The sequence below is a fragment of the Pseudomonas sp. Leaf129 genome, assembly GCF_001423465.1.
Lineage (GTDB): Bacteria > Pseudomonadota > Gammaproteobacteria > Pseudomonadales > Pseudomonadaceae > Aquipseudomonas > Aquipseudomonas coleopterorum.
The window spans coordinates 355,933-380,908 of record NZ_LMOC01000001.1 but is presented as its reverse complement, the minus strand read 5'-3'; the positions used below and the strand labels follow the sequence as shown (position 1 = coordinate 380,908).

Below are 24,976 nucleotides of genomic sequence, written 5' to 3'. Positions count from 1 at the left end.
AGGCGTGCAGCCATGGCTTCGGCGACTGGCACTGCGGTGGAATATTACGAGTTCAGCATCTACGGCTACATGGCGATCATCATCGCGCCCTTGTTCTTTCCCGGTGACAGTCCGGCGGCGGCCCTGCTCGCCACCCTGGCGGTGTTCGGCATCGCTTTCGTCATACGCCCGATCGGTGGCGTACTGCTGGGCCGTCTGGCCGACCGTATCGGACGACGTCGGGTGCTGCTCAGTACCGTGATCGGCATGGGCACCGCTACGGCGCTGATTGGCGTGCTGCCCACCACCGCGCAGATCGGCCTCGCCGCCCCTGTGTTGCTGGTGCTGCTGCGCTTGTCCCAAGGTTTCTTCGCCGGCGGCGAAGTGGTGGGCGCTGCGGCGTTCGTGGCAGAGTCTTCGCCCAATGGCCGGCGTGGTTTCTTCGGCGCGTTCACCCCGCTGGGGGTGGCCGTCGGAGGGGCGCTGGGGGCGATCGTCTGCGGTATCACCACCGGGCTGCTCAGCGCCGAGCAGTTGCAGGCCTGGGGCTGGCGCATTCCGTTCTTTCTGTCCATCCCGCTGGTGATCTTCTCGTTCCACATGCGCCATAACGTCGAAGAAACACCGGAATTCAAGGCTTTCCTGGCCAAGGACAAGCCACCGGTTGCGCCGGTCAAGGAAGTGTTCGGCAAGAATCTGCCGGCGCTGTTGCGGGTCATCGTGTTCGCGTCTGCGCAGAATGCCGGCTATTTCATCGGCATGGTGTTCATGAACATCTACCTGACCACCTACCTGCATTTCGACAAATCCAAGGTCTACTGGGTAATTGCAGTGATCAGCCTGTGCATGGCGGCGATGATGCCGTTCTGGGGCGGCCTGTCGGATCGCATCGGTCGGCGCAAGGCCTTGGCCATCGGCTTCGTCGGCTATGCCGTGCTGGTGGTGCCGATGATGATGCTGATGGACAATGGCAGCCTGTGGATCGCGGCGCTGGCGATGTTTGTCGCCACCCTGCCCATGCCGATCGTGCAATCGGTAGGCTACCCCACCTACGCCGAGCAATTTCCGACTCGCGTGCGCTACACGGCGATGGCGATCAGCATCAACCTGGGTGCGATCCTGGGAGGCGGGATCACACCCTATGTGGTGACCTCGATCATCACCCGAACCGGCAATCTGCTGGTACCGGGCTACTTCATGGCGGGTGCGGCGGTGTGCGCGCTGCTGGCCATCCTGACCTTGCGGGAAACGTCCAAGGGCAATCTGCTCAGATAGCCGCGGCAGCGGGAAACATCTGGTGTGCCTTTATCGCCAGCGACGATAAGGGCACCGTTGAACCTTCACAATCGCTTCCGAGTCGGACCATATGGGCCAAAGTGCCCCTGTCGTCCCCTCAGGAGCTTCAGAATGACCACCCCCAATCCTCAGCCGTTACCCCAGGACGCTGTGGCGGTAACCTCCCTGCATATTCTGACGGTGAATACCCACAAGGGCTTCAGCCCGCTGAACCGGCGCTTCGTGCTGCCCGAGTTGCGCGAGGCCGTGCGGACGCTGGGCGCCGATGTCGTGTTCCTGCAGGAAGTGCTCGGGATGCATCGCTCCCATGGCCAGCGCTACGACAACTGGTCGGACGTTCCCCAATACGAGTTCCTGGCCGACAGCATGTGGCCGGTGTACGCCTACGGCCGCAATGCGGTGTACCCCGATGGCGATCACGGCAATGCGCTGCTGTCGAAATTCCCCATCGTGCGCCACGAGAACCTCGACGTCAGCGTCACCGGAACCGAGGAACGCGGTCTGCTGCATTCGGTCCTTGACGTGCCTGGGCACGGCGAAGTGCACACCATCTGCGTGCACCTGGGGCTGCGTGAGAGCCAGCGCCAGCAGCAGCTGACATTGTTGTGCCGGTTGCTCGACAGCCTCGACCCCGCCGCAGCCGTCATCGTTGCCGGGGATTTCAACGACTGGCGCGTGCGCGCCGACGAAGCCCTGGCCGGCTGCCACATGACCGAAGTGTTCGTCGAAGCCTTCGGCAGCGCGGCCAAGACGTTCCCGGCGCGGCTGCCCCTGCTCAGGCTCGACCGTATCTACATTCGCAACGCGACGGCCCACATGCCCAAGGTGCTGTCGCGCAAACCCTGGTCCCATCTTTCCGATCATGTGCCCCTCGCAGTGGAGGTTCGCCTATGAGCGAGCAATGGCGTGACAACAACGAAATCCAGCTGCTGATCAATGGCGAGGAGTTCTTTCCGGCGGTCTTCGAGGCCATTGGCCAGGCCCGTGAAGAAGTGTTGATCGAAACCTTCATCCTCTATGAGGACGAAGTGGGCAAGAATCTGCAACGGGTGCTGATCGAAGCGGCGCAACGCGGCGTGCGCGTGGAAGTGCTGGTGGACGGCTATGGCACGGCTGAACTGAGTACTCAGTTCCTGCGCGAACTGGCCGACGCCGGTGTGCAGCTGCTGGCCTTCGATCCGCAGCCGCGGGTGATGGGCGTGCGGACCAACCTGTTCCGTCGCCTGCACCGCAAGATCGCCGTGATCGATGGCGAAATCGGCTTCGTCGGCGGCATCAACTACAGCTCCGACCACCTGGCTGACTCGGGCGAGCCGATGGCCAAGCAGGATTACGCGGTGCGCGTGCGTGGCCCCATCGTGGCGGATCTGCACCGTGCCACCTTGGCCCTGCTCGATCGCACCAGCAAGGTCGTGCGCAGCCGCGCGCCATGGCGCTCGCGCAGTCCCTCGCCGGACGCCGACAGCGCCAGTGCCCGGCTGATGCTGAGTATCCGCGACAACGACCAGCACACCACCGATATCGAAGAGCAGTACCTCAAGGCCATTCGGGGCGCACGCGAACGGATCATCATCGCCAACGCCTATTTCTTTCCCGGCTACCGCTTCCTGCGCGAACTGCGCAACGCGGCCCGCCGCGGCGTGGACGTGACGCTGATTCTGCAGGGCATGCCGGACATGCCGCTGGTGCGTTTGTGCTCGCGGCTGCTCTACAACTACCTGCTGCGGGACGGCGTGGTCATCCGCGAATACTGCCAGAGGCCGTTGCATGGCAAGGTCGCGGTGATCGACCGGGAATGGTCGACCGTGGGTTCCAGCAACCTCGACCCGTTGAGTCTGTCGCTGAACCTCGAGGGTAACCTGATCATCAAGGACCGCCGCTTCAACGAACGCCTGCACGACCACCTGGAGGAGCTGGCGCGCAGCACCTGCAAGTCGATCAGCCTGCAACGCGTGCTGCGCGGCTACTGGTGGCGGGCGCCGATCATCTTCCTCACCTTCCACTTCCTGCGGCATTTCCCGGCGATGGTGGGTTTCATCCCGGCGCACTCGCCCAAGCTGGTGCCGCTGATCGATGTCGAACCGCAGCATTGCCAGGCCCCAGTGCTGGATCGCAAGGAGACGGTATGACGACCTCATCGCCGAGCGCGCCGAAGGCTTCGCCGAAATCCAGCAAGTGGGTGTGGGCCAAGCGCGGCATGACCGTGTTGTGTTTCATCCTGGTCCCGGTACTGGTGTTCATGCTGGTCAAGAACCTCGACTGGCAGGAGGTCAAGCATGCGCTGAGCTCCTACAAGTTGAGCACCTTGCTAATCGGCGCCGGTATCGTCGCGGCAAGCTATCTGACGTTCGCCAGCTACGACGTGCTGGCCAAGCGATACATCGGCCACGACGTGCCCAATCGGCAGGTGCTGCCACTGGCATTCGTCTGCTACGCGTTCAACCTCAACCTGGGCTCATGGGTCGGTGGGATCGCCTTGCGTTACCGGCTGTACTCCAAGCTGGGCCTGGATGCCACGGCCATTACCAAGATCGTGAGCCTGTGCCTGATCACCAACTGGCTGGGCTACCTGTTCGTCGCCGGTACGCTGTTCGCCATGGGCCTGCCGGCGCTTCCCGAGGGCTTCAAGATCGGCAGCACCGGGCTGCAGATCATCGGTGTGGTGATCATCCTGCTGGGGCTAGCGTATCTGGCGGCCTGCCGCTTCTCGAAGAAGCGCACCTGGACCATTCGCAAGCAAGAGATCCTTCTGCCCTCGTTCAAAATGGCGCTGACCCAGGCCTGCCTGGGTGCGTTGAACTGGAGCTTGATGGGTCTGCTGGTGTGGTCGCTGCTGCCGGATAAAGTGGGCTACCCGACCATTCTGGCGATCCTGCTGATCAGCAGCATCGCCGGGGTCATCACGCACATTCCTGCGGGCTTGGGTGTGCTAGAAACCATCTTCATCACCTTGTTGCAGGGCCAGTACTCCAAGGGTGCGCTGCTGGCGGCGTTGATCGCCTACCGTGCGCTGTATTTCCTGTTGCCCCTGGCGATTGCCTGCGTGGTGTACCTGGTGCTGGAAAAACGCACGCGCACCATCGAAAAGCACCGTGAAGCGGATGCAGGCAGCGGCGCCAGCTAGTCCGGTCTAGATGCGCCTGGCCAGCATCGAGCGCACGGTGGAGGTCAGGTGATCCAGGGTGAAGGGCTTGGTCAGCACCTGGGAAGCGGCGGTGGATAAGCTCTCGGCGTCTACCTTCTGATCCGCGTAACCGGTGATGAACAGGACTTTCAGATAGGGTTCGAGCGACCAAGCGGCGTCCGCCACCTGGCGGCCGTCGAGCCCACCGGGCAGGCCGATGTCGGTGATCAGCAGGTCCGCCTTGACCCCGCCCTGCACCAGCGATAGACCTTCCACGCCATTCGCCGCTTCCAGCACGCGATAACCTTTTTCCCGCAACGCTTCGCCAACCATCTGTCGCAGCGTGCCCTCGTCATCGATCAGCACGATGGTTTCACCGGTGGCTTCGGTGTCCATCGGCGAGCCGCTGGGCAGCGGCAATGGCGCGACCACTTCGCCCTCATGCCGCGGCAGGAACAGGTGCATGGCCGTGCCCTGTCCGGGCGTGGAATCGATGCGGATCTGCCCGCCGGACTGGCGCACGAAGCCGTAGACCATCGACAGGCCCAGCCCTGTGCCCTGCCCCAGCGGCTTGGTGGTGAAGAACGGATCGAACACCCGCGCCACGGTCTGCGGGTCCATGCCAGTGCCACTGTCGGTCACGCTCAGGCACACGTACTGACCCGGCTGCAGATCGTTCTCGGTGCGAGCCCGAGCGAACTGGTGGTGATTGCGTGCGCGCAACCACAGGCTGCCGCCTTCGGGCATCGCATCGCGCGCGTTGATGCACAGGTTGAGCAGTGCGCTTTCCAACTGGTTGGCGTCCACGCGCACCCACCACACATCGTCATCGCTCTGGGCGCTGAATTCGATGCTCGGGCCCAGGGTCTGGCGGATCAGGTCTTCGAGGTCGGCGATCAGCACCGGTGGCTCGACGGCACGTGGTGCCAGGGTCTGACGCCGGGAGAAAGCCAGCAGTCGGTGGGTCAGCGTCGCGGCCCGAGCCGATGCACCCAATGCAGCGTCGATGTATCGTTTGAGCTCGGTGGTGCGGCCCTGTTCGACCCGCTGGCGAAGCAGCTCCAGGCTGGCACTGATGCCGGTCAGCAGGTTGTTGAAGTCGTGGGCCAGGCCGCCGGTCAACTGCCCGACCGCTTCCATCTTGAGGCTGTGGCGCAGTTGCTCTTCGACCTGCTGCAGCATCACGGCGCGCTCGCGCTCCTCGGTCACATCGCGGCCCACGGAGTGGAACGCGTTGTCCGTGGGCACGGCGGCCCAGGCGATCCAGCGATAGCTGCCATCGCGGTGCCGCACTCGGCAGGTCATGTCATGCAGGCGTTCACCGCGGTACAGCGGCACCATCGCAACGGCCACGGCATCGTGATCGTCGGGGTGAATCAGGTCGACCGCATGCCGGCCCAGCAGCTCTTCGGCATCCCAGCCCAGTACCCGCGACCAGGCAGGGTTGATGGCCCTGACCTCCAGCTTGCAACTGGTCACCAGCATGATGTCGGACGACAGGTCCCAGAATCGGTTGCGCTCGGCCGTACGTGCCATGGCTTCGCGTTCGAAATCCTCGGCGGCCTGCTCGGCCTTTTCCCTGGCCTTCAGGGTCGCCGTGGTTTCGATGACCGTATCGAGCATGCCGACGATAGTGCCGTGCTCATCGCGTACCGGGCTGTAGCAGAACGTGAAGTACGCCTGCTCGGCCCTGCCGTTGCGATCGATGACCAGGGGAAAGTTTTCGATGAAGGTCGCTTCGCCTTCAAAGGCACGGTCCATGATCGGCTCGATCTCGTCCCACACCTCGCTCCAGACGATGTGTATCGGTACCCCGAGCGCTGGCGGCTTGCCCGTCAGCAAGGGCGCGAACGCATCGTTGTACAGCATGATGCGTTCGGGACCCCAGGCCAGACAGCCGGGAAAGCGCGACGCCAGCAACATGTCGACGGCGATGCGCAGGGCTGCAGGCCAACTGTGGATCGGTCCCAGTGGGGTCGCTGCCCAGTCGTGGCAGCGTACTTGCTCGCTCATGCCCTCTCGGGAAAAGGGAAATGGCTCGGTCATGTTCAACTCAGGCAGTGGATCGCGCAGCAACCATAGCATCCGCACGGGTCTGGGGCGACCCACCTGTGCCTCTGCTGATCAGGAAAAACCGGTCACCGCGTGCGGTACATAGGGCTTTTCCAGGCGCGCCGTTTCTTCTTCGGTCAACGACAGCTGCAGTGCAGCCAGGGCATCGTCCAACTGCGTGGCCTTGGAGGCACCGACGATCGGCGCCGACACGCCGGGCTTGTTCAACACCCAGGCCAGTGCTACTTGGGCCATGGGCACGCCACGTTCCTGGGCGATCTGCTCGACCACATCGATGACCTTGCCATCCTCGGCCTCGGTGGCGGCATAGAACGACTGCCCGGAAATGTCGGTACGGGTGCGTTCGGTCTGCACACCGTGCGGGCGGGTCAGCCTGCCACGGGCCATCGGGCTCCAGGGCATGAGCCCCACTCCCTGGTCCAGGCACAGCGGAATCATCTCACGTTCTTCTTCGCGGTAGATCAGGTTGAGGTAGTTCTGCATCGAGACGAAGCGGCTCCAGCCATGACTGGCCGCGACCTGCTGGGCCTTGGCGAACTGCCAGGCGTACATCGACGAAGCGCCTATGTAGCGCGCCTTGCCGGCCTTGACCACGTCATGCAGCGCTTCCATCGTCTCTTCGATCGGCGTGTGGTAGTCCCAGCGGTGGATCTGGTACAGGTCGACGTAGTCGGTGCCCAGCCGCTGCAGACTGGCATCGATGCTGGCCATGATCGCCTTGCGCGACAGGCCCTGCTCGTTGGGCTTGTTCGAACCCTCCCACATGTTGGCCGGGAAGAACACCTTGGTGGCGATCACGGTTTCTTCGCGACGGGTGAATTCCTTGAGCAGCTTGCCGACGATGACTTCGGACGTGCCGGCCGAGTAGCTGTTGGCCGTGTCGAAGAAGTTGATGCCCTGCTCCACCGCATGCTTGATGATCGGGCGGCTGGCGTCTTCGCCCAGGGTCCAGGGGTGGGTACCGGCATCGGGTTCGCCGAAGGTCATGCAGCCCAGGCACAGGCGGGAGATATCCAGGCCGGTGTTGCCCAGCTTGACGTATTTCATGGAGTGGCTCCTGCGGTGGACCGCGCGACATGCCGATCCGATGCCCGTTACCTTAGCGCCCACCGCCCACCGACATAACCCCCAGGCGTCGCACCTGAGCTATGCAGAAATTCACAAGCGCGGCAGCACGGCCATGCAGGTGCGCACGAATTCGCCGACTGCCTGGATGCGTGGCGTGGCGCGCACGTCTTCGTGAAACGCCATCCAGACTTCGATGTTCAAGGTGTCCGCCTCCGGATCGACCCGTTGCAGGGCATGTTCGGCAGCGATGAACGCCGGCAGGCAGACGATACCCGCCGCGCCGGCGGCCGCCAGCGCCTGCACGCGCAGGTCATTGCTGCACAGCACGAACTCGCCCCCCTTGGCCTGCTCCACCAGCCAGCGATGCTGGATGGATTTGGCTTGCGAAGCGTCGTAGCCGATGAAGCGCGGCTTCGCTGCCTGCGCCAGGTAAGCAGGGCTGGCGTACAGCGCATAGTCCAGGTGCCCGAGCAGACGGGCCACCAAAGTCGACTCCAGCGGCCGCGCCAGGCTGACCGCAACGTCCGCCTCCCGGCGCGCCAGCGAGGTCCGCGACTTGGTGCCCACCAAGCGCAGCGACAGTGCCGGGTGCTGCGCCAGCAAGGCACCGGCATGGGGCGCGATCAGGCTGCCCAGCAACACTGGCGGCGCCGACAGCACCACTTCGCCCTGCACGTCCGGCTGGTCGGCACCGGCGTAATGCTCCAGGGCGAACGAAGAAGCGCTCATCTGCTCGGCGAACTCGGCAATCCGCAGCCCCTGGTGCGTCAGTACGTAGGCGCGAGAGCGACGATCGACCAGCTTGAGGTTGAGCGCGGTTTCCAGTGAAGCAATGCGCCGGGCCACGGTGGCATGGTCTACCGCCAGCGCCTTGGCTGCCGACGCCAGCGAGCCGGCTCGCACGAAGGCCGCAAAGTGCCTCAGATCTTCCCAATCGAACATGGATACCCTCGTCAGTGAGGGAGCATGGTACCCATGGATCTGTGCAAATCCTGCAACAACGCAAGCATTCACATCTGCAACACCGCCCCCCCTGTAGCAGCGGCGCAAGCCGCGTCGGCGGTATATGCGGTGTACTTGCGGGATCGCGGTAAAGCCGGACGCGGCCTGCGCCGCTGCTATAGGGCTATAGCGCCCGTCGATAAAAAACGCTTGCCGAAGCCTGTTCTTGGTATACCATAATACCGGATACACACCCTCCAAGAAGGAAACAGGCATGAGCTTCGAGATCCGCAAAATCGTCACCTACTCCGAAGAGACCCGCATCGAAGGCGGCAAGACCACCGACACTCCGGTGACCATGGTCGGCCTGGCGGTCGTCATCAAGAACCCCTGGTTGGGCCGCGGCTTCGTGGATGACTTGAAGCCGGAGATCAAGGCCAACTGCTCGGACCTCGGGGCTTTGATGGTCGAGCGTCTGGTGGCCAGCATCGGTGGTGCCGACAAGATCGAGGCTTACGGCAAGGCTGCGGTGGTCGGTGCCGATGGCGAGATCGAGCACGCTTCGGCGGTGATCCATACCCTGCGTTTCGGCAACCACTACCGCGAGGCGGTGCAAGCCAAGAGCTACCTGAGCTTCACCAACAAGCGTGGCGGGCCCGGCACCTCGATTCAGATTCCGATGATGCACAAGGACGACGAAGGCCTGCGCTCCCATTACGTCACGTTGGAAATGCAGATCGAGGACGCGCCGCGCGCCGACGAAATCGTCGTAGTCCTGGGCTGTGCCAACGGCGGGCGCCTGCATCCGCGCATCGGCAACCGCTACATCGACCTGGAAGAACTGGCCGCCGAAAAGGCCCAGTGATCCACCTGACTCAGGAGCGCTCCATGATTCGGCTTACCGCTGAACGCACTGCGGCCGGTACCAGTTACCTTGCCGCCGGTGACGGCCCGCCCGTGGTGTTCATCCATGGCGTGGGCTTGAACAAGGAAATGTGGGGAGGCCAGTTCGTCGGGCTGATGCCGCACTATCGGGTCATCGCCTACGACATGCTGGGGCATGGCGCCAGCGCGCAGCCCGCGCCTGGCACGGCGCTGCTGGGTTATGCCGAGCAGTTGCTCGAATTGCTGGATCACTTGCAGTTGCCGGCGGCAACGGTCATCGGGTTCTCGATGGGTGGGCTGGTGGCACGGGCGTTTGCCTTGCACTATCCCGAGCGGCTACAGGCCCTGGTGGTGCTCAACAGCGTGTTCAACCGCAGCGCCGAACAGCGCGCCGGCGTGATGGCACGCACCGGGCAAGCTGCCGAACACGGCCCCGATGCCAACGCCGAGGCCGCGCTGTCGCGCTGGTTCAGCCGCGAGTATCAGGCGGCCAACCCGGCGCAGATCACAGCGCTGCGCGAGACGCTGGCCGGCAACGACCCCCAGGGCTACCTGACCACCTACGAGCTGTTCGCTACCCAGGACATGTACGGGGCCGACGACCTGGGCCGCATCCAAGCGCCAGCGCTGATTGCAACGGGCGAACTCGATCCGGGCTCCACGCCGCAGATGGCCCGTGAAATGGCCGAGCGCATCCCCCATGCCGAAGTGGCGATACTCTCCGAACAACGGCACATGATGCCCGTGGAATCGCCTCGGCTGGTCAACCAGACGCTATTGAAATTTCTTACCCGGGCCCAGCGCCTGGACAATCAGGCACAGGGGATCGTCGCATGACCCTTTCACGCTTTCAGATGTGCATCGACGGCCAGTGGGTCGATGCGCTGTCCGGCAAGACCTTCGAAAGTCACAACCCGGCGCTCGCGCAACCCTGGGCGCTGCTGCCCGACGCCGACGAGGCCGATGTCGACCGCGCCGTGCAGGCCGCACAGCGGGCATTCGAATCGCCGGCCTGGCGCGGGCTGACCGCCACGGCGCGGGGCAAGCTGCTGCGCCGGCTGGGCGACCTGATTGCCGATAACAAAGAGGCGCTGGCGCAGCTGGAGAGCCGTGACAACGGCAAGCTGATTCGCGAAACCCGCGGCCAGGTGGGCTACCTGCCTGAATTTTTCCACTACACCGCAGGCTTGGCCGACAAGCTGGAAGGCGGTACGCTGCCGCTCGACAAACCTGACCTGTTCGCCTACACCGTGCACGAACCCATCGGCGTGGTCGCCGGGATCATTCCCTGGAACAGCCCGCTGTACCTGACGGCGATCAAGCTGGCGCCGGCCCTGGCCGCCGGCAACACCATCGTCCTCAAGCCATCCGAACACGCCAGCGCGACCTTGCTGGAGCTGGCCCGCCTGGCCCTCGAAGCCGGCATTCCGCCGGGCGTGGTCAACGTCGTCACCGGGTATGGCCCAAGCACCGGCGCCGCCCTCACCCGCCACCCGCTGGTGCGCAAGATCGCCTTCACCGGCGGTGCCGCCACCGCGCGGCATGTGGTGCGCAGCAGCGCCGAGAACTTCGCCAAGCTGTCGCTGGAACTGGGCGGCAAGTCGCCGAACATCATTTTTGCCGATGCCGACCTGGACAGTGCCATCAATGGCGTGGTGGCCGGCATCTACGCTGCCTCCGGGCAAAGTTGCGTGGCCGGCTCGCGCCTGCTGGTGCAGGACGAGATCTACGACGAGTTCGTCGAGCGCCTGGTGGAACGCGCCCGACGCATCAAGATCGGCAACCCGCAGGACGAAGCGAGCGAGATGGGCCCGATGGCCACCGCCCAGCAATTGGCCGTGGTGGAAAATCTGGTCGCGCAAGCCGTGCAAGAAGGCGCTACCCTGCGCATGGGCGGCCAGCGTGCGCAGACCGACAGCGACGGCTGGTACTACCAACCGACGCTGTTCGAGTGCGACAGCCATTCGATGAAAATCATGCAGGAAGAAGTGTTCGGTCCGGTAGCGTCGGTGATTCGATTCTCCACTGAAGCCCAGGCGCTGGCCATGGCCAATGACTCGCAATTCGGCCTCGCGGCCGGCATCTGGACCCGTGACCTGGGCCGTGCCCATCGCCTGGCCCGCGACGTGCGCTCCGGCATCATCTGGGTCAACACCTACCGCGCGGTATCGGCCATGGCACCGATCGGTGGCTTCAAGAACAGCGGCTATGGCCGTGAAAGCGGGATCGATTCGGTGCTGGCCTACACAGAACTCAAAACGGTATGGATCAACCTGTCCCAGGCCCCCATGCCCGACCCATTCGTGATGCGTTGAGGTAATTTGAAATGATAGAGCCCGGCATCTACAAAGAAGTGATGGCCTCCTTCCCCTCCGGGGTGACGGTGGTCACCACGCTGGACCCGGAAGGCGGCATCGCCGGCATCACCGCCAGCGCCTTCAGCGCGCTGTCGATCGACCCGGCGCTGGTATTGTTCTGCCCCAACTACCAGTCGGACACCTACCCGATCCTGCGCGACAGCAAGCGCTTCGCCATTCACCTGCTGTCTGCCGACCAGCAGGCGGAGGCCTACGCGTTCGCCAGCAAGGGCAAGGAAAAGGCCCGCGCCATCGCCTGGCATCTCAGCGAACTGGGCAACCCGCTGCTGGAAAACGCCACGGCGATCATCGAGTGCGAACTGTGGCGTGAATACGACGGTGGCGACCACGCCATCATCGTCGGCGCGGTGAAGAACCTGATCCTGCCCAGCGAGCCGTTGCCCCCCATGCTCTACCATCGCGGCAAACTGGGTGCGATGCCGAGCCTGGGCTGACCGACCCTGCGCTGAGCGCTCCTGTCGACTGAACCTGGGCAAATCACCGGTCGCGGGTCGGCAGCGCCGGGTGCCGTGTTAGACTCGCCGCTGTTTTTTTGCCTTTTCAACAGAGCGGACCCGATGAAACGCCTGCCCCTCGACGACAGCTTCAAGGTCAATCGCAACCCCGTCACCCTGCGCGAAATCGTGCTCGACAAGTTGCGCAGCGCCATCATGAATTTCCAGCTTCTGCCCGGCGACCGCCTGGTGGAACGCGACCTGTGCGAGCGCCTGGGCGTGAGCCGCACCTCGGTGCGTGAAGCCCTGCGCCATCTCGAATCCGAAGGCCTGGTGGAGTTCGCCGAGGCCAAGGGCCCCCGCGTGGCGATCATCACCCTGGAAGACGCCCGCGACATCTATGAACTGCGCTGCGTGCTCGAGGGCCTGATCGTCCAGCTGTTCACCCTCAATGCCAAGGCCAAGGACATCCGCGCCCTGGAAAAGGCGCTGGCGGTCAACCGCAAAGCCCTTGAGGAACGCGCGCTGTCGGACGTGCTCAACTCCGTCCAGGGCTTCTACGACGTGCTGCTCGAAGGCTCCGGCAATCAGGTCGCCGCGACCCAGCTGCGTCAGTTGCAGGCGCGCATCAGCTACCTGCGGGCTACCTCGGTGTCGCAGGAAAACCGCCGCGGCGTCAGCAGCGACGAGATGGAGCGCATCGTTGCCGCGATCAAGAGTGGCGACCCGATGGCGGCGCACCAGGCCTCGGTCGATCACGTGCGCGCTGCGGCCAAGGTGGCTTTGGAGTCGTTGCGCCAGCAACGCAACGACGACCACAAGGTCCGCGACATCGCTGCGCCCATCGCCCTCGACGAACCCCGTATCGGACGCTGACATGGCCACTCCCCGGTTCTGCCCACACTGCGGTGCCGGCGGCCTGAGCCTGGGCATTCCGGCGGGCGATACCCACGAGCGGACCTTCTGCGCCGGTTGCGGGCACGTGCATTACGTCAACCCGAAAGTCATCACCGGCTGCATCGTCGAAGCCGATGGCAAGTACCTGTTGTGTCAGCGTGCCATTCCGCCGCGACCCGGCACCTGGACCCTGCCCGCCGGCTTCATGGAAAGCGGCGAGACCACCGAGGAAGGTGCCCTGCGCGAGCTGTGGGAAGAAGCCGGCGTGCGCGCCGAGATCATCTCACCGTACTCGATCTTCAGCGTGCCGCGCATCAGCGAGGTGTACATCATCTTCCGCGCCATGGCCCTGGAAGTGACGGACGACTTCGGTCCGGAAACCGCCGCGCGGCAGTTCTTCGCGCCGGCGGACATTCCCTGGGACAGCATCTACTACCCCGCCATCCGGCAGATCCTGGAGCGCTACATTCAGGAACGCGCGACCGATACCTACGGCATCTACATGGGCAATGACGACACCGGTCGCATTCACTTCATGCGCTAGCCGCCGATCGCCTCGCAACCCTCCACGATGATCACCTCGGCCCTGGCCGCACCTGCGCGCAGGCTGGCTGCGGCCTGGTATTCGCTGGATTGGTAGCAGGCCTGCGCCTGGGCGTACGAATCGAACTCGATGACCACGCTGCGCTGCGGCGTGGCCCGGCCTTCCATGGCCTGCGAACGGCCACCTCTAGCCAGCAGGCGGCCGCCGTACTGGGCGAAAACCGCGGGTGCGCGCTGGGTGTAGAACCCGTATTGCGCCGGATCGGTGACGTCCACATGAGCAATCCAATAAGCCTTCATTTTCACCTCGACAGGGGGATTGTTTGCGTATTATGGTATACCACGATTCAGCTGATTATCCCAACCGGTCAGCCACGATCGGTCAGCCCGGATCCGTATCCAAGTGCGTATCAAAGAGCCCGTAAAAGAAAGATCCCGTAAAAGAGAGTGCAGGCATGGCGTTCAACAGCATCGAAGAAATCATCGAGGACTTTCGCCAGGGCAAGATGGTGTTGCTGGTGGACGACGAGGACCGCGAAAACGAAGGCGACCTGCTGCTTGCCGCCGACTGCTGCACGGCCGAAGCGATCAGCTTCATGGCCCGCGAAGCCCGTGGCCTGATCTGCCTCACCCTCACCGACGAACGCTGCCAGCGGCTAGGCCTGGAGCAGATGGTCCCCAGCAACGGCAGCGGTTTCGGCACGGCGTTCACGGTGTCCATCGAAGCGGCCAGCGGAGTCAGCACCGGCATTTCCGCCGCCGATCGCGCCCGTACGGTCGCCGCTGCGGTAGCGCCACGGGCCGGCGCCGCCGACCTGGTGCAACCGGGCCACATCTTCCCCCTGCGCGCCCGTGAAGGCGGTGTGCTGACCCGCGCCGGGCATACCGAGGCCGGCTGCGACCTGGCCCGCCTGGCCGGTCTCACGCCCGCCTCGGTGATCGTCGAAGTCATGAAAGATGACGGCACCATGGCCCGCCGTCCGGACCTGGAACTGTTCGCCGCTCGCCATGGCATCAAGATCGGCACCATCGCCGACCTCATCCACTACCGCCTTAGCAACGAACACACGGTCACCCGCATGGGCGAACGCGAACTGCCTACGGTGCACGGTACGTTCCGCCTGGTCAGCTACGAAGACCGCATTCAGGGCGGCGTGCACATGGCCATGGTCATGGGCGACATCCGCCGCGATGAACCGACGCTGGTGCGCGTGCACGTCATCGATCCGCTGCGCGACCTGGTCGGCGCCGAGTACACCGGCCCGGCCAACTGGACGCTGTGGGCCGCGCTGGAAAAAGTCGCCGAGCATGGCGCGGGTGTGGTGGTAGTGCTGGCCAATCATGAATCGTCCCAAGCCCTGCTGGAGCGCGTCCCGCACCTGACCCAGCCGGTGCGCCCCTATTCACGCACTCAGACCCGCATCTATTCGGAAGTCGGCACCGGCGCGCAGATCCTGCAGGACCTGGGCGTCGGCAAACTGCGCCACCTGGGCCCGCCGCTCAAGTACGCAGGCCTGACCGGCTACGACCTGGAAGTGGTCGAAAGCATCCCGTTTCATGCGTCAACCACTGAGGCCTGAGCCTTGAACGGCAACGGCCCCTGAGGCAATCGATCCACCAGGTCTTCACGACCTGACTGCTCCCGATACGCGGGTGTGGAAACAGCCCGCTCAAACAATGACAAAAGAGGGCGTACACGATGGTATTCAAGAAACGTGCGATAGCGGCGTTGGCTGCGGCGACCCTGGCATTCACGGCAGGCACTGCCGTGGCGGCCGAGACGCTGAGTTTCGTCAGCTGGGGTGGCACCACCCAGGATGCGCAGAAGTCGTCATGGGCCGACCCGTTCAGCAAGAGCAGCGGCACGGCGGTGGTCATGGACGGCCCGACCGACTACGGCAAACTCAAGGCCATGGTCGAGAGCGGCAACGTGCAGTGGGACGTGGTCGACGTGGAAGCCGACTTCGCCCTGCGCGCGGCCAGCGAGGGTCTGCTCGAACCCATGGACTTCAAGGTCATCGACCGCAGCAAGCTCGACCCGCGCTTCGTCTCGGACTACGGGGTAGGCTCGTTCTACTTCTCCTTCGTGCTGGGCTTCAACGAAGGCAAGGTCGCCGCCGGCAAGCCGCAGGACTGGACCGCGCTGTTCGACACCAGGACCTACCCCGGCAAACGCGCGCTGTACAAGTGGCCCAGCCCAGGCGTGCTGGAGATCGCCCTGCTGGCCGACGGCGTCGCTGCCGACAAGCTCTATCCGCTGGACCTGGACAGGGCCTTCAAGAAGCTCGACTCGATCAAGAAGGACATTGTCTGGTGGGGCGGCGGCGCGCAGTCCCAGCAATTGCTGGCGTCCGGTGAAGTCGCCATGGGTCAATTCTGGAACGGTCGTGTTTACGCCCTGCAACAAGACGGCGCCCCCGTGGGTGTGAGCTGGAAGCAGAACCTGGCCATGGCCGACTTCCTCGTCGTGCCCAAGGGTTCGAAGAACAAGGAGGCTGCCATGCGCTTCGTGGCCAACGCCACCAGCGCCAGGGGCCAGGCCGACTTTTCCAACCTGACGGCCTACGCGCCGGTCAACACCGAAAGCGTGCAGCGCCTCGACTCCGTCCTGGCACCCAACCTGTCGACCGCGCACGTCGGCGACCAGATCACTCTGGACTTCGCCTACTGGGCCAAGAATGGTCCCTCTATCGCGACACGGTGGAACGAATGGCTGGTCAAGTGAAGCTGTCCTCGCCCTCCGCTCTGGGCAGCACCGGGGGCGCCGCCGGCGGCCCCGATGCACTGCATGCGGTCCAGCCACGAGCGAGCCTGATCCAGCGCTGGCGGGGTTCGGGCAACCTGCTGCCGGCGCTGTTGTTCCTCGGCCTGTTCTTCTTCGCTCCACTCATCGGCCTGCTGCTGCGCGGTGTGCTGGAACCGACGCCGGGGCTGGACAACTACCGTGAGCTGTTCGCCAACTCGGCCTACGCCAGGGTGTTGTTCAACACCTTCTCGGTGGCCGGGCTGGTGACCCTGTTCAGCGTGTTGCTGGGCTTTCCCCTGGCGTGGGTGATCACCCTGGTTCCGCGCGGCTGGGGCCGCTGGATCTTCAGCATCGTGCTGCTGTCGATGTGGACCAGCCTGCTGGCGCGCACCTATTCCTGGCTGGTATTGCTCCAGGCGTCGGGGGTGGTCAACAAGCTGCTCATGGCGCTGGGCATCATCGACCAGCCGCTGGAGATGGTGCACAACCTCACCGGCGTGGTGATCGGCATGAGCTACATCATGATCCCGTTCATCGTGCTGCCGCTGCAGGCGACCATGCAGGCGATCGATCCCATGGTGCTGCAGGCCGGTGCCATCTGCGGCGCCAGCCCCTGGACCAACTTCTTTCGGGTGTTCCTGCCGCTGTGCCGCTCGGGGCTGTTCTCCGGCGCCTTGATGGTGTTCGTCATGTCCCTGGGCTACTACGTCACCCCGGCCCTGCTGGGGGGTGCACAGAACATGATGCTGCCCGAGTTCATCGTGCAACAGGTGCAATCGTTCCTCAATTGGGGCCTGGCCAGTGCCGCTGCGGCGCTGTTGGTGCTGATCACCCTGGTGCTGTTCTATTTCTACCTGAAGCTGCAACCGGAATCCCCGGTTGGCGCCAGCAATTCGAGGTAAGTCATCTTGCTTCTTACCCCCAATGCCATGAGCCGGCGCCTGCGCGTCGGCCTGTACCTCACCACAGCTGCGATCGGCCTGTTCCTGCTGCTGCCGATCGTCTTCATCGTGCTGCTGTCGTTCGGCTCGTCCCAATGGCTGGTGTTTCCACCTCCGGGCTGGACTACCAAATGGTACCTGCAGTTCTTCGCCAACCCGGAGTGGATGGCGGCGGCCTGGTCGAGTCTGAAAGTCGCTGCGCTGACCACCGTCTTCGCCGTGCTGCTGGGCCTGCCAACGGCCTTTGCACTGGTGCGCGGCAAATTTCCGGGGCGCGAGCTGCTGTATGCCCTGTTCACCCTGCCGATGATCGTGCCGCTGGTGATCATCGCCGTGGCCGTGTACGCGCTGTTCCTCAAGCTGGGCTACACCGGCACGCTGTTCTCCTTCGTGGTCAGCCACGTGATCGTGGCCCTGCCCTTCACCATCATCTCGATCATCAACTCGCTGAAACTGTTCGACCAGTCCATCGAGGATGCCGCGGTGATCTGCGGCGCGTCGCGCCTGCAGGCAATCTTCAAGGTTACCTTCCCGGCGATTCGGCCGGGCATGGTGGCCGGCGGCCTGTTCGCGTTCCTGGTCTCGTGGGACGAGGTGGTGCTCAGCGTGATGATGGCGAGCCCGACCCTGCAGACCCTGCCCGTGAAAATGTGGACCACCCTGCGCCAGGACCTGACGCCGGTGATCGCCGTCGCCTCGACGCTGCTGATCGCCCTGTCGGTACTGGTCATGGTGGTCGCCGAAATCATTCGTCGCCGTAACCCCGTCAACGCCTAGGAGCTGGACATGAGTGCAGTGATCAAACAACAACAGGCCGTGCAGGCCGGCGACACCCTGGTCAGCCTGCGCGGCTTGAACCGCCACTATGGCGACTTCGCCGCCGTCGACAACATCGACCTGGACATCAAGGACGGTGAGTTTCTGACCTTCCTCGGCTCCAGCGGCTCGGGCAAGAGCACCACGCTGTCGATGCTGGCCGGGTTCGAGACGCCCAGCTCCGGAGAAATTCTGGTCGGCGGCCAGTCATTGGTGAACGTGCCCCCGCACAAGCGCGGGATCGGCATGGTGTTCCAGCGCTACTCGCTGTTTCCGCACCTGTCGGTACGCGACAACATTGCTTTCCCTCTGGACATCCGCAAACTGAGCCGCGCCGAACGCGACCGCAAGGTCGATGCGATGCTCAAGCTGGTGCAGCTGGAGGCCTTCGCCCACCGCCGCCCGGCGCAGCTGTCCGGTGGCCAGCAGCAACGGGTGGCCATCGCCCGCGCGCTGGTCTACGAACCACGCATCCTCCTGATGGATGAGCCGCTGGGCGCCCTGGACAAGAAACTGCGCGAAGATCTGCAGGACGAACTGCGGCAGTTGCACCGACGCCTGGGCATCACCATCGTCTACGTGACCCATGATCAGGAAGAAGCCATGCGCCTGTCGCAGCGCATCGCCATCTTCAGCCACGGCAAGATCGTCGGACTGGGCAGCGGCTACGACCTCTACCAGAACCCGCCCAATGCCTTCGTCGCGTCGTTCCTGGGCAACTCCAACTTTCTCAAGCTGACCACCACCAGCAACGGTTCCGCCACCTTCGAAGGCGCCAGCCTGGGCATGCGCCTGACTCCCGGCGCCAATGCCGGACAGCAGGTGCTGCTGATGGTACGTCCGGAGAAGGCCCAGGCCTTGAGCGTTGCCCAGGCGGCAGAGCAACCGCTATTGCCAGGCTGGAACCAGATTCCGGCCACCGTCACCGAGACCCTGTTCCTGGGCGAAAGCCAGACCTGCAGCGTTGTCACCCGCGGCGGTACGGCGATGACGGTCAAAGCCTTGTCGGCGGCCGGTATGCCCCTGCAGGCCGGTGAACAGGTCCAGGTGCGCTGGGCAGCGGCAGACGCTTGCGTGTACACGCACTGGGAAGACGGCGACCTGAACAAGGCGGCCGGCGCACACTGATCTGTCGACACACCTAGCAATCGCCGCAACGCAAAAGGCCCCGAACGATCGGGGCCTTTTTGCAACTGATCGCCGGGTAGCCAGCGCTACTTGGCGTATCCGGCCCGCAGTCGTTCGGCACGTTGCTGCTTGCGGGTCGCCAGGCAGTAGAACAGCGGACAGGTAACCACGATGCCCACCAGCCAGGACAGGTCCGCGCCTTCGACCAGATGGGCATAGGGACCGACATACAACGCGGTGTTGGCGAACGGCAACTGCACGGCGATGCCACAGGCGTAGGCGATGATCGCGTGCCAATTGAAGCGGCCGTACTGGCCGCCATCGGCTGCAAAGATCGACTCGATGTCGTAGTCGCCGTACTTGATCAGGTAGAAGTCGATCAGGTTGATGCAGGCCCACGGCACCAGTACCAGCAGCAGGGCCAGGATCAAGCCGATGAAGTCCTGGATGAAGTCGCCCGACGCGCCCACCGCCACCACACAGCACCCGCTCAACACCAGCGCCGACAGCACGATGCGCACCTTCACACTCGGCGTCCAGTGGGCGATGAACGTCTGTACGGCGGTGACGATGGCCAGTACCGCACCGTACAGGTTAAGCGCGTTGTGGCTGATGATGTTGAGCAGGAACAGCAACATCAGCACGGGGCCCAGCACGCCGGTCGCCTGCTCAACCGCAGTCATCGCTTCGGTGCCTGGCGGCGTTGCCAGCACCACCACGGCGCCAAAGCTGAACGACAGGATGGTCCCCAGCGTGGCGCCGGCGTAGGTGGCCCAGAACGGCTTGGCGATGCCGATATCGCTGGGCAGGTAGCGGGAGTAGTCCGACACGTAGGGCGAAAAACTGACCTGCCAGATCACGCCCAGCGACACCGTGGCGATGAACCCTGCCAAGGTGAACCCGCCCCGGGTCAGAAAATCGACCGGCAGCGGCTGACTGAACACGAAGGCGAATCCGGCGAGCAGCGCGCCGCCCATGACCCAGGTGCCGATCCGGTTCAAGGTGTGAATGAAGCGGTAGCCGAGCACGCCGATGGCGGTCGCGGCCAGGGCGCCGATGAGGCTGCCCAGAGGCAATGAAATCGGCTCGACCATGGCGTGGATCGATTTCCCGGCCAGCACGATGTTGGAGATGAAGAAACCGACGTAGATCAACGCAGCGAAGAACACGATCAACAGCGCGCCGAACCGACCGAATTGCCCGCGACTCTGCACCATCTGCGGTATGCCCAGCCTTGGCCCCTGCGCCGAGGACAGGGCAATGACCACACCCCCCAGGCAATGCCCCAACACGATGGCCAGCAACCCCCAGGCGAGATTGAGGTGGAAGACCTGGACCACCATGGCGCCGGTGACGATCGGCAACGGCGCGATGTTGGTGCTGAACCACAGCGTGAAGAGGTCCCGAGCCCGCCCATGGCGCTCGGCGTGGGGGACCTGCTCGACGGTATGGCTCTCGATCAAAGGGTCTTGCGATGAACGCTCGGACATAGGGTTTCACTCGAGTCTGTTGTTGTTCTTGTAGGAATCCGGGTCACCAGGCGCAACCCGTTTCTGATAGACAAACCATATTACGGTATACCAAGAAAACGCAAGCAAGCGTCTGACCCCAACCTGTTTCAAAAGACCACCCGGACCACTGCGCAGCTCTGAAATTGAGGGTTGCACAAACAATTCTTTGGTATACCATCAGACCAATAAATATTCGAACAAACCCGAGGTACCTTTGATGATCGATGCCGAAATCTACAAACAAGTCATGGGCTCGTTCCCCTCTGGCGTGACCGTGATCACCACGCTGGACGATCAAGGCCAGCTCGTGGGCATGACCGCCAGCGCCTTCAGTTCGCTGTCCATCGATCCGGCCCTCGTGTTGTTCTGCCCCAACTACAAGGCCGACTCCTATCCTCACCTGATTCGCAGCAAGCGCTTCGCCATCCATCTGCTCTCCAGTGACCAGCAAGCCGAAGCCTACGCCTTCGCCAGCAAGGGCAAGAACAAGGCCGATGGCATCGCATGGAGCCTGAGCGCGCTGGGCAATCCGGTCCTCGACAACGCCATCGCGGTCATCGAGTGCGAACTGTGGCGGGAATACGAAGGCGGTGATCACGCGATCATGGTCGGCGCGGTCAAGAATCTGCTGGTGCCCAGCGCCCCGCAAACCCCGTTGGTCTATTGCCGCGGAAAAATGGGTGCCCTGCCCGCGTTCGCCTGACATATCCCACGCCATTGACTGTCCGGGCCACGGCACGCCCCTGGCCGGGACGAACCACCGCCAACAGATCCGAGGTAGGCAAGATGAAATTTTCGCTGTTCGTGCACATGGAGCGCTGGGACGAGAAGACCAGCCACCGCCAGCTTTTCGAAGACCTGACCGAACTGACCCTGATGGCCGAAGAAGGCGGGTTCAGCACGGTGTGGATCGGCGAGCACCACGCCATGGAGTACACCATTTCCCCCAGCCCCATGCCGCTGCTGGCCTACCTGGCCGGCAAGACCACGACCATTCACCTGGGCGCCGGCACCATCATTGCGCCGTTCTGGCACCCGCTGCGAGTTGCCGGTGAATGCGCTCTGCTGGACGTGATCAGCAACGGACGCATGGAAGTCGGCCTGGCTCGCGGCGCCTACCAGGTAGAGTTCGATCGCATGGCCGGTGGCATGCCCGCCAGCAGCGGCGGTAACGCACTGCGCGAGATGGTGCCAGTGGTGCGCAAGTTGTGGGAAGGCGACTACGCCCATGACGGCGATATCTGGAAATTTCCCACCTCCACCAGCGTGCCGAAGCCGGTCAGGACGCCACCGATGTGGATCGCTGCGCGCGACCCCGACTCGCACAACTTCGCGGTCGCCAATGGTTGCAACGTGATGGTCACGCCGCTGATGAAGGGCGACGAGGAAGTGGTCGATCTGAAGAACAAGTTCGAAGCGGCCCTGGCCAACAACCCGACCGTACCGCGCCCACAATTGATGGTGCTGCGTCACACCCATGTTCACGGTAACGACGACCCCGAAGGCTGGAAGGTTGGCGCCACGGCGATCTCGCGGTTCTACCGCACCTTCGATGCCTGGTTCGGCAACAAGACCACTCCGGTCAACGGCTTCCTGGAACCCAGCCCGGAATCCAAGTTCGCCGAGCGCCCGGAGTTCGAACTGGAGAACATCCGCAAGAACACCATGATCGGCACACCCGAGCAGATCATCGCGCGCATCAAGCACTACCAGGAGTTGGGCGTCGACGAGTTCAGCTTCTGGTGCGACAACAGCCTGCCCCATGCCGAAAAGAAGAAATCGCTGGAGCTATTCATCAATGAGGTGGTGCCGGCGTTCCGATAGCCTTGAAGCGTCAATGAAAGAACCGGGCACTTGCCCGGTTTTTTCATGAGTGACTGAAGCGAGAGGCGGCCTGCATTTCTTCGACAAGCACCTGCACAAGCCTCTGTGCAGGTAGCTCCCTGGCCAGCGGCGCACCCTGCCCCGCCCACTGTGCAGCAAAGTCGTGGCAGCCCTTGGCGCTGGCCGCCCCATGCAAGGCTTTGGCAGCGTCGTAGGCTAGCGGATACTCGGCTGGCAGAGGAACCCTGTCGGTCCCGGACTCCAGGTACAGGCGATTCGGAATGCCCCGCGCCGGGCGGCCGGACAAGTAGCTGGTCACCCGGGTCTGATGGGCCTTCGGACCTTTCAATGCGTCTCGATGCTCTGGCGTTGCACAGGACTCCGGGCACAGGATGAACGCCGTTCCCAACTGACAGGCGCTGGCGCCAAGCATCATCGCTGCATTGATTCCAGCCCCCTCCATGATTCCGCCTGCAGCAATGACTGGAAGATCCACCGCCGCGACGATAATGCGCAACAGCGCAAACAGCCCCATCTGCTGGTCTTTACCGAACGCATCATCGAACACGCCGCGATGCCCGCCGGCTTCATAGCCCTGCGCAACGATCGCCTGAACCCCTGCCTGCTCAAGGTGCCGGGCTTCGGACAACGTGGTTGCACAACCCATGGTGTAGATGCCCGCCGACTTGAGTTCTTCGATCCACTGCGCAGGCGGCGCGCCGAAATGAAAGCTGACGACAACGGGTTTCTCTTCGACGAGCATTTCAAGCATGGCGCGGTCGTCGACAAAGCTTTTGTAGATTTCCTTCAGGACCGTTGGCGGTACGCCCTCGAACTCGGCAAAAAACTCGAAAGATGCTTCAGCCACGCCTCGTTTCTGGCGTGATCGAACACCGCAGGGCGATGGCAAAACATATTGACGTTAAAGGGGTTGCCGGTCAGCGCCCTGGTCTGCCGAATCAGCTCACGCCCCTGCTCTGGCGTACTGGCGCCCAGACCGATGGAGCCCAACGCGCCAGCGTTGGAAACGGCCGCTGCCAATTGCGGCGTCGAGACACCTACCATGGGCGCTTGAACGATAGGGTGCGTGATTCCCCACTCGGACAGCCTGTCGGATTTCGGCATTTCTTATCCCTCCTCTCGATTGGTCGTGCGCGTTCGCGATCCAACCTGACCTGACCAGTACTAGGCCAGCTTTTCTGCTGGTCCGAAAAACTCATAATGCGCCTGGCCGTCCGGCACGCCCATTTCATGCAGGCTGCGCTTCATGAACGCCATGAACGGCTTGGGGCCCAGAAAATAGGCTTCGACGTCTCGGTCTTCGGGCATCCATTGTTGCAGCTGCTCTATCGAAGGCATGCCGACGGCATCGGGTTGTACTGCTGAATCGGCACTGGCTTGGTTATGGACACTGGCTTCGTTATGAACAATGTAGCCCTTGAATTGCGGAAAGCCTTGCGACCACTCGCAAAGCAAGTCCTTGAACGCTTGAGCCTGGGCATTTCTTGCGTAGTGGATGAAGACGACTGGACGCTCACCTGCCTGCAGCGCGGTCTCGGCCATGGCGATCGTCGGCGTGATGCCCACCCCGCCGCTGATCAGCACCAATGGCTTGGTACCTTCAGCCAGCGTGAAGTTGCCCGAGGGTGGAAACAGCTCGAGCACCGATCCGGCGATGACCTGATCGTGCAGATAATTGGAGGCCACGCCAGTGGGCTCGCGCTTCACACTGATGCGCATTCCCACCCCTGAGGACGGCGCCGACAGCGAGTAACTGCGACGGTACTCGGTCCCCTCGATATTCAGACGCAGGCTGATGTATTGCCCCGGTTTGTGCGCGATGACTGGTTTGCCATCGACCGGCTCCAGGTAGAACGACGTGATCTCACTGCTTTCAGGCACTTTGCAGGCGACCCGGAACAAGCGCCCACCGCGCCACCCGCCCGGTGCTGCGGCAACGCTTTCGTACACCTGTTCTTCGGCACCGATCAGCAGGTCGGCGAGCTGTTGATAGGCTGCCCCCCAAGCGGCTATCACTTCATCGGTGGCGATGTTTTCACCCAGCACTTCACGAATCGCGCGCAACAGGCAGGCACCCACGATCGGGTAGTGCTCCGGAAGGATTTGCAGCGCGACGTGCTTGTTGACGATCTGGCTTGCCAGCGGTCCCAGGTTTTCCAGGCGGTCGATATTGCGGGCATACATCAGCACGCCTTTGGCGAGCGCCCGAGGTTGCGATCCGCTCGCCTGATGCGCTTGGTTGAACAACGGTCTAACCTCTGGATGACCGTCCAGCATGATGGTGTAGAAATGGGTCGCCAATGCCTCACCCCCCGTTTCCAGGAGCGGGATGGTTGCCTTGATGATGTCGCGCTGAGCTTGAGTGAGCAT

23 protein-coding genes and 1 pseudogene are annotated in these 24,976 nt (G+C 63.4%); 17 read left to right on the top strand and 7 right to left on the bottom strand.

Features of this window, described 5'->3' with window-relative positions; genetic code table 11:
• Positions 1–12 precede the first annotated feature (12 nt).
• The 4 genes from ASF66_RS01730 (at position 13) to ASF66_RS01715 (ending at position 4,399) form a co-directional block, all read left to right on the top strand.
• Positions 13–1,254: an MFS transporter gene (locus ASF66_RS01730; protein WP_236707035.1), complete on the top strand. Its 1,242-nt coding sequence runs from the start codon at positions 13–15 to the stop codon at positions 1,252–1,254.
• A 132-nt stretch (positions 1,255–1,386) separates the two neighbouring features.
• Positions 1,387–2,169: an endonuclease/exonuclease/phosphatase family protein gene (locus tag ASF66_RS01725; protein WP_043190162.1), complete on the top strand. Its 783-nt coding sequence runs from the start codon at positions 1,387–1,389 to the stop codon at positions 2,167–2,169.
• Positions 2,166–3,404, top strand: coding sequence for a cardiolipin synthase ClsB (gene clsB / locus ASF66_RS01720; RefSeq protein ID WP_049860073.1), 1,239 nt, complete (start codon positions 2,166–2,168; stop codon positions 3,402–3,404). Before ASF66_RS01725 ends, clsB begins: the two co-directional genes overlap by 4 nt.
• Positions 3,401–4,399 (top strand): lysylphosphatidylglycerol synthase domain-containing protein, encoded by a 999-nt coding sequence (locus ASF66_RS01715; protein WP_056842469.1) that lies wholly within the window; start codon positions 3,401–3,403, stop codon positions 4,397–4,399. The genes clsB and ASF66_RS01715 overlap by 4 nt, the downstream gene beginning before the upstream one ends.
• 6 nt (positions 4,400–4,405) lie before the next feature.
• Here ASF66_RS01715 and ASF66_RS01710 read toward each other — a convergent pair whose 3' ends face one another.
• The 3 genes from ASF66_RS01710 to ASF66_RS01700 all read right to left on the bottom strand — a co-directional run bounded on the left by ASF66_RS01710 (position 4,406) and on the right by ASF66_RS01700 (position 8,482).
• Entirely contained in the window at positions 4,406–6,445 is a 2,040-nt protein-coding gene (locus tag ASF66_RS01710) for a hybrid sensor histidine kinase/response regulator (RefSeq protein ID WP_236707034.1), read from the bottom strand.
• 78 nt (positions 6,446–6,523) lie between these two features.
• Positions 6,524–7,519, bottom strand: a complete 996-nt coding sequence (locus ASF66_RS01705) for an aldo/keto reductase (protein ID WP_056842468.1) — start codon at positions 7,517–7,519, stop codon at positions 6,524–6,526.
• Between the two features lie 111 nt (positions 7,520–7,630).
• Positions 7,631–8,482 carry a LysR family transcriptional regulator gene (locus ASF66_RS01700; RefSeq protein ID WP_056842467.1) on the bottom strand — a complete coding sequence of 284 codons (852 nt, stop codon included), beginning with the start codon at positions 8,480–8,482 and terminating at the stop codon, positions 7,631–7,633.
• A gap of 274 nt (positions 8,483–8,756) precedes the next feature.
• Between ASF66_RS01700 and ASF66_RS01695 the strand changes: the two genes are divergently transcribed.
• From ASF66_RS01695 to ASF66_RS01670, 6 genes are all read left to right on the top strand, one after another.
• Positions 8,757–9,347 (top strand): amino acid synthesis family protein, encoded by a 591-nt coding sequence (locus tag ASF66_RS01695; RefSeq protein ID WP_056842466.1) that lies wholly within the window; start codon positions 8,757–8,759, stop codon positions 9,345–9,347.
• A 23-nt stretch (positions 9,348–9,370) separates the two neighbouring features.
• A complete protein-coding gene (locus ASF66_RS01690) occupies positions 9,371–10,204 on the top strand; it encodes an alpha/beta fold hydrolase (protein WP_056842465.1) in 834 nt (277 codons plus the stop codon).
• A complete protein-coding gene (locus tag ASF66_RS01685) occupies positions 10,201–11,682 on the top strand; it encodes an aldehyde dehydrogenase (RefSeq protein ID WP_049860062.1) in 1,482 nt (493 codons plus the stop codon). The genes ASF66_RS01690 and ASF66_RS01685 overlap by 4 nt, the downstream gene beginning before the upstream one ends.
• Before the next feature lie 11 nt (positions 11,683–11,693).
• On the top strand, positions 11,694–12,179 hold the full coding sequence (locus ASF66_RS01680; RefSeq protein WP_056842464.1) for a flavin reductase family protein: 486 nt from the start codon (positions 11,694–11,696) through the stop codon (positions 12,177–12,179).
• A gap of 123 nt (positions 12,180–12,302) precedes the next feature.
• Positions 12,303–13,055, top strand: a complete 753-nt coding sequence (locus ASF66_RS01675) for a GntR family transcriptional regulator (protein WP_056842463.1) — start codon at positions 12,303–12,305, stop codon at positions 13,053–13,055.
• A 1-nt stretch (position 13,056) separates the two neighbouring features.
• Complete coding sequence (locus ASF66_RS01670) at positions 13,057–13,620, top strand: NUDIX hydrolase (protein WP_056842462.1); 564 nt, start codon at positions 13,057–13,059, stop codon at positions 13,618–13,620.
• Here the strand turns inward: ASF66_RS01670 and ASF66_RS01665 are convergent.
• Positions 13,617–13,919, bottom strand: a complete 303-nt coding sequence (locus ASF66_RS01665) for a DUF1330 domain-containing protein (RefSeq protein WP_056842461.1) — start codon at positions 13,917–13,919, stop codon at positions 13,617–13,619. The two genes, ASF66_RS01670 and ASF66_RS01665, sit on opposite strands and share 4 nt — an antisense overlap.
• 155 nt (positions 13,920–14,074) lie before the next feature.
• On the opposite strand from ASF66_RS01665, the gene ribBA reads away from it, so the two are divergent.
• The 5 genes from ribBA to ASF66_RS01640 all read left to right on the top strand — a co-directional run bounded on the left by ribBA (position 14,075) and on the right by ASF66_RS01640 (position 19,250).
• Positions 14,075–15,199 (top strand): bifunctional 3,4-dihydroxy-2-butanone-4-phosphate synthase/GTP cyclohydrolase II, encoded by a 1,125-nt coding sequence (gene ribBA, locus ASF66_RS01660; RefSeq protein ID WP_056842460.1) that lies wholly within the window; start codon positions 14,075–14,077, stop codon positions 15,197–15,199.
• A 119-nt stretch (positions 15,200–15,318) separates the two neighbouring features.
• Positions 15,319–16,344: an ABC transporter substrate-binding protein gene (locus tag ASF66_RS01655; RefSeq protein WP_056842459.1), complete on the top strand. Its 1,026-nt coding sequence runs from the start codon at positions 15,319–15,321 to the stop codon at positions 16,342–16,344.
• Positions 16,329–17,267: an ABC transporter permease gene (locus ASF66_RS01650; RefSeq protein ID WP_056842458.1), complete on the top strand. Its 939-nt coding sequence runs from the start codon at positions 16,329–16,331 to the stop codon at positions 17,265–17,267. Before ASF66_RS01655 ends, ASF66_RS01650 begins: the two co-directional genes overlap by 16 nt.
• 6 nt (positions 17,268–17,273) lie before the next feature.
• Positions 17,274–18,083 carry an ABC transporter permease gene (locus ASF66_RS01645; RefSeq protein WP_049860054.1) on the top strand — a complete coding sequence of 270 codons (810 nt, stop codon included), beginning with the start codon at positions 17,274–17,276 and terminating at the stop codon, positions 18,081–18,083.
• A gap of 9 nt (positions 18,084–18,092) precedes the next feature.
• Positions 18,093–19,250, top strand: a complete 1,158-nt coding sequence (locus tag ASF66_RS01640) for an ABC transporter ATP-binding protein (protein ID WP_056842457.1) — start codon at positions 18,093–18,095, stop codon at positions 19,248–19,250.
• A gap of 86 nt (positions 19,251–19,336) precedes the next feature.
• Here ASF66_RS01640 and ASF66_RS01635 read toward each other — a convergent pair whose 3' ends face one another.
• Positions 19,337–20,740, bottom strand: a complete 1,404-nt coding sequence (locus tag ASF66_RS01635) for a purine-cytosine permease family protein (protein WP_049860052.1) — start codon at positions 20,738–20,740, stop codon at positions 19,337–19,339.
• Positions 20,741–20,978: 238 nt separating this feature from the next.
• Between ASF66_RS01635 and ASF66_RS01630 the strand changes: the two genes are divergently transcribed.
• Both ASF66_RS01630 and ASF66_RS01625 read left to right on the top strand, forming a co-directional pair.
• Positions 20,979–21,464, top strand: coding sequence for a flavin reductase family protein (locus ASF66_RS01630; protein WP_056842456.1), 486 nt, complete (start codon positions 20,979–20,981; stop codon positions 21,462–21,464).
• An 83-nt stretch (positions 21,465–21,547) separates the two neighbouring features.
• On the top strand, positions 21,548–22,585 hold the full coding sequence (locus ASF66_RS01625; protein WP_056842455.1) for an LLM class flavin-dependent oxidoreductase: 1,038 nt from the start codon (positions 21,548–21,550) through the stop codon (positions 22,583–22,585).
• A 43-nt stretch (positions 22,586–22,628) separates the two neighbouring features.
• Here the strand turns inward: ASF66_RS01625 and ASF66_RS01620 are convergent.
• Positions 22,629–23,710, bottom strand: a pseudogene (locus ASF66_RS01620) (NAD(P)H-dependent flavin oxidoreductase).
• A 60-nt stretch (positions 23,711–23,770) separates the two neighbouring features.
• A complete protein-coding gene (gene hmpA, locus ASF66_RS01615; protein ID WP_056842454.1) occupies positions 23,771–24,976 on the bottom strand; it encodes an NO-inducible flavohemoprotein in 1,206 nt (401 codons plus the stop codon).

Excerpts from the sequence above, each read along its gene's own strand:
- ASF66_RS01675 (WP_056842463.1), top strand. The coding sequence starts at position 12,303 with ATGAAACGCCTGCCCCTCGACGACAGCTTCAAGGTCAATCGCAACCCC.
- ASF66_RS01725 (WP_043190162.1), top strand. The coding sequence starts at position 1,387 with ATGACCACCCCCAATCCTCAGCCGTTACCCCAGGACGCTGTGGCGGTA.
- ASF66_RS01730 (WP_236707035.1), top strand. The coding sequence starts at position 13 with ATGGCTTCGGCGACTGGCACTGCGGTGGAATATTACGAGTTCAGCATC.
- ASF66_RS01635 (WP_049860052.1), bottom strand. The coding sequence starts at position 20,740 with ATGTCCGAGCGTTCATCGCAAGACCCTTTGATCGAGAGCCATACCGTC.
- ASF66_RS01715 (WP_056842469.1), top strand. The coding sequence starts at position 3,401 with ATGACGACCTCATCGCCGAGCGCGCCGAAGGCTTCGCCGAAATCCAGC.
- ASF66_RS01705 (WP_056842468.1), bottom strand. The coding sequence starts at position 7,519 with ATGAAATACGTCAAGCTGGGCAACACCGGCCTGGATATCTCCCGCCTG.
- ASF66_RS01650 (WP_056842458.1), top strand. The coding sequence starts at position 16,329 with ATGGCTGGTCAAGTGAAGCTGTCCTCGCCCTCCGCTCTGGGCAGCACC.
- ribBA (WP_056842460.1), top strand. The coding sequence starts at position 14,075 with ATGGCGTTCAACAGCATCGAAGAAATCATCGAGGACTTTCGCCAGGGC.
- ASF66_RS01630 (WP_056842456.1), top strand. The coding sequence starts at position 20,979 with ATGATCGATGCCGAAATCTACAAACAAGTCATGGGCTCGTTCCCCTCT.
- ASF66_RS01710 (WP_236707034.1), bottom strand. The coding sequence starts at position 6,445 with ATGACCGAGCCATTTCCCTTTTCCCGAGAGGGCATGAGCGAGCAAGTA.
- ASF66_RS01640 (WP_056842457.1), top strand. The coding sequence starts at position 18,093 with ATGAGTGCAGTGATCAAACAACAACAGGCCGTGCAGGCCGGCGACACC.
- ASF66_RS01685 (WP_049860062.1), top strand. The coding sequence starts at position 10,201 with ATGACCCTTTCACGCTTTCAGATGTGCATCGACGGCCAGTGGGTCGAT.
- ASF66_RS01655 (WP_056842459.1), top strand. The coding sequence starts at position 15,319 with ATGGTATTCAAGAAACGTGCGATAGCGGCGTTGGCTGCGGCGACCCTG.
- ASF66_RS01690 (WP_056842465.1), top strand. The coding sequence starts at position 9,371 with ATGATTCGGCTTACCGCTGAACGCACTGCGGCCGGTACCAGTTACCTT.
- ASF66_RS01625 (WP_056842455.1), top strand. The coding sequence starts at position 21,548 with ATGAAATTTTCGCTGTTCGTGCACATGGAGCGCTGGGACGAGAAGACC.
- ASF66_RS01665 (WP_056842461.1), bottom strand. The coding sequence starts at position 13,919 with ATGAAGGCTTATTGGATTGCTCATGTGGACGTCACCGATCCGGCGCAA.
- ASF66_RS01695 (WP_056842466.1), top strand. The coding sequence starts at position 8,757 with ATGAGCTTCGAGATCCGCAAAATCGTCACCTACTCCGAAGAGACCCGC.
- ASF66_RS01680 (WP_056842464.1), top strand. The coding sequence starts at position 11,694 with ATGATAGAGCCCGGCATCTACAAAGAAGTGATGGCCTCCTTCCCCTCC.
- ASF66_RS01670 (WP_056842462.1), top strand. The coding sequence starts at position 13,057 with ATGGCCACTCCCCGGTTCTGCCCACACTGCGGTGCCGGCGGCCTGAGC.
- clsB (WP_049860073.1), top strand. The coding sequence starts at position 2,166 with ATGAGCGAGCAATGGCGTGACAACAACGAAATCCAGCTGCTGATCAAT.
- hmpA (WP_056842454.1), bottom strand. The coding sequence starts at position 24,976 with ATGCTCACTCAAGCTCAGCGCGACATCATCAAGGCAACCATCCCGCTC.
- ASF66_RS01700 (WP_056842467.1), bottom strand. The coding sequence starts at position 8,482 with ATGTTCGATTGGGAAGATCTGAGGCACTTTGCGGCCTTCGTGCGAGCC.